The following is a 2,507-nucleotide window of genomic DNA, read 5'->3' on the forward strand; positions in this document are numbered from 1 at the left end:
CAGCTGCGCCATGATCTGGTCGGTCATCGCGCTATCCGGCATTAGTTCGCCGTGCTTCCGCGCGTCGGCGGGGAACGCCGTCTGCGAAACGAAGCGGTCGAAGCCGAGCGACTTGAACGCCGACGTGCGGTTCCAGAAGCCTGGATCGTTGCCGTGAACGGCGATGGTCTCGTAGCCGTGGGAACGCAGCGCGCGGACCATGCCCGGCATCGCGCCCGTGTGCATTTCCAGGTAGGGGAACTGCATGGTGGGGAAGTAACGCAGCGACAGGCCCGTTAGCACCTCGAACTCGGTCCGGATGGTGCCGCCACCGTAAGTCGGTACGTGCAACTGACCGGAACTGGCGTGCTGCGCAAGGCGGTGCAGGTTGGGTGCGAAGTCGGCGTCCTGCAGGCCGTTGATCACCGAGGGATCGAAGAACGATTCGCTCTGCACGACGACGAAGAAGGACGACGGCGCTGGCCACGGTGCCCCGGGTGGCATGGGCGGCATGGACTTCTAAGTCCTTCGTTACCTAGTGCGGCATCGGAAAAGGCCTCTCGCAAGCGAGGCCTTTTTTTGTCCTGGAGCGGGCGTCTGTGCACTCTTCTGTTGAGATATTCGACACTTGCGAAAGGCGCGCCGAATCCAGGTAGCGATACTCGCGCTGGCTACCTGTCTTCAAGGCCCCAGCCGTGATCTTCTAGCGCCAGGGGCACGACACGGAGGGTTTCCTATGATTCGGCTACCTACGCTCTACCTTTTCCTGCTCGCCTGCATCGTGCTCGCCGCGTGCTCGCCGCAGGTGCGCATGCCAGCTTCCCATGTCGCCCAGGACGGCGAGCAGGTGGCCGCGGCAATCAACGCTCGCTATCAGTCGCGGACCGTCGAGTGTGCTGGCGAAAAGCCGGCCTATTTCTGCGCGGGCGTAATATACCGGGCGATCTATTGGAATCCGCTATACCATTTTTGGAACAACCGCCAAGATCCGAACTACGATGGCGTATCCTTCAGCTATCTGCATTACTACTCCGGTGATCGCCGTACGTTTCACCCCGCCGGGTACATCCTCGGCCCCGCTAGCGAATGGGGGCAAGGGGGCAGTCGCCCGCTGGCCATGTACTGTTCGTTCACGTTTGACGGCTGGACGGGGCCAAATCGCGGTATTCACGGATGCGGCAAGAACGAGGAGATTGTCGGATCAGAACCTTGTGCAGAGCAGGGTATTGATACGGTTAGTAAATACGCCCGTCACTTTGTTGACGCCCCCAACGGTAGTGTTGGAAGGTGGATGCACAGCTGCTCATTCGCAACCAACTGGCGTGCGTTCCTGCTTAGCATTCTGGCGCGCCAGGGTGGGGCCCTTGAACAGCTGGATGTTCGCTATTCGGAGCAGGTGATCAGCAACTGGCCCGAGGGGCTGCCCACAGCCCTCCCGATCGAAGCGCTGTATTACGATCCGGAACACCATAATTTCGATCCGGAACACAAGGAAGTATCAGGGATCGGACTTGACAATGCCCGGGCCTTGCAGGCGGATTATCGAGCGGTCACCGGGCGTACTCTATGGATACTTCGCTTTAATCAAAACCCGCGCCTGCCGCTTTTCACCTTCCATCCGGAAGATCAGCAGGACGAAGCGAGCCAGCCTGTTCTACATCGGCCTGCCGGCGTCACACCTACCGGTGGTGGGCCGTTGACCTATCACGAGGACGAGGCGAAGGCCGGCGTCGGGTCGGTTCCGTCTCCATAGCGCTGAGTTGAGGTCCTGGTGCATCGAATCGTGAGCAGCAGGTGGCGCTCGATCCCGCTACTCGTGCGCACCGGCGGAGGCGTCTTCTTCGGAGTGGTCAGCCCGGCGTGCAAGTACCTGCGCGTCGGGTGGGCTGAACTGCGCCACGAGCGGGTCCAGCCTGCGCTTCATCCGCAGCATGGCGACGTTGCCCATCGAAACGTCGGTGTACTTTAGGTTGCCGATTTCTTTCGACTCGGGTGCATCCGGCGCGTGGGTCAGTGCAGCCAACTGCCCTGCGACCACCTGGGTCAGTGCGAAATACGCATCGTCATGTATGCCGGCGTCTTCCATCAGGCGGCCGGGAAGCATCCACGCGGCGAGGTCACCGTTCTTCGGTGCGGGGCCATCGCCGTGCACATCGATAAGGATGTACGGCACGGTTTGCGCCAGCATGTCCTTGCCACTGGTAAAACCCAGTTTGGCGTAAGTATCGGTCAGTGCCGGGAGGTGGTCGCCGTAGAACAACAGAAGGGTGGGGCGCTCACGCTGCTTGAGCAGATCGGCCAAGCGGCCGAGTTCCGCGTCGGCATGGCGCATGTGGTAGATGTAGTTGCGCAGCTTCAGCTTGTCGTCGTCGTTGATGCCTTCAGGCACGGGGATGGCATCGCGTTCGGCCGTGTCCTCGATGTACGACTTGTCGTACGGGCCGTGCGCTTCCATGCTGATCGCAAAGACGAAGCGCGGCGGGCCATCACTCTTCAGCTGCGCCATGATCTGGTCGGTCATCGCGCTA

Annotated in this window: 3 protein-coding genes; 1 reads left to right on the forward strand and 2 read right to left on the reverse strand. The window is 61.1% G+C overall.

The window, feature by feature from the left end:
- Window positions 1-492: LTA synthase family protein (locus tag VGN46_RS20290; RefSeq protein WP_331646640.1), on the reverse strand; the 492-nt coding region annotated here is incomplete at its 3' end.
- A 223-nt stretch (window positions 493-715) separates the two neighbouring features.
- On the opposite strand from VGN46_RS20290, the gene VGN46_RS20295 reads away from it, so the two are divergent.
- On the forward strand, window positions 716-1,732 hold the full coding sequence (locus tag VGN46_RS20295; protein ID WP_331646642.1) for a hypothetical protein: 1,017 nt from the start codon (window positions 716-718) through the stop codon (window positions 1,730-1,732).
- Between the two features lie 57 nt (window positions 1,733-1,789).
- Here the strand turns inward: VGN46_RS20295 and VGN46_RS20300 are convergent.
- Window positions 1,790-2,507, reverse strand: a 718-nt coding sequence (locus VGN46_RS20300) for a sulfatase-like hydrolase/transferase (protein WP_331646644.1), incomplete at its 5' end; no start/stop codon positions are given.

Source organism: Luteibacter sp. (genome assembly GCF_036500425.1).
GTDB lineage: Bacteria > Pseudomonadota > Gammaproteobacteria > Xanthomonadales > Rhodanobacteraceae > Luteibacter.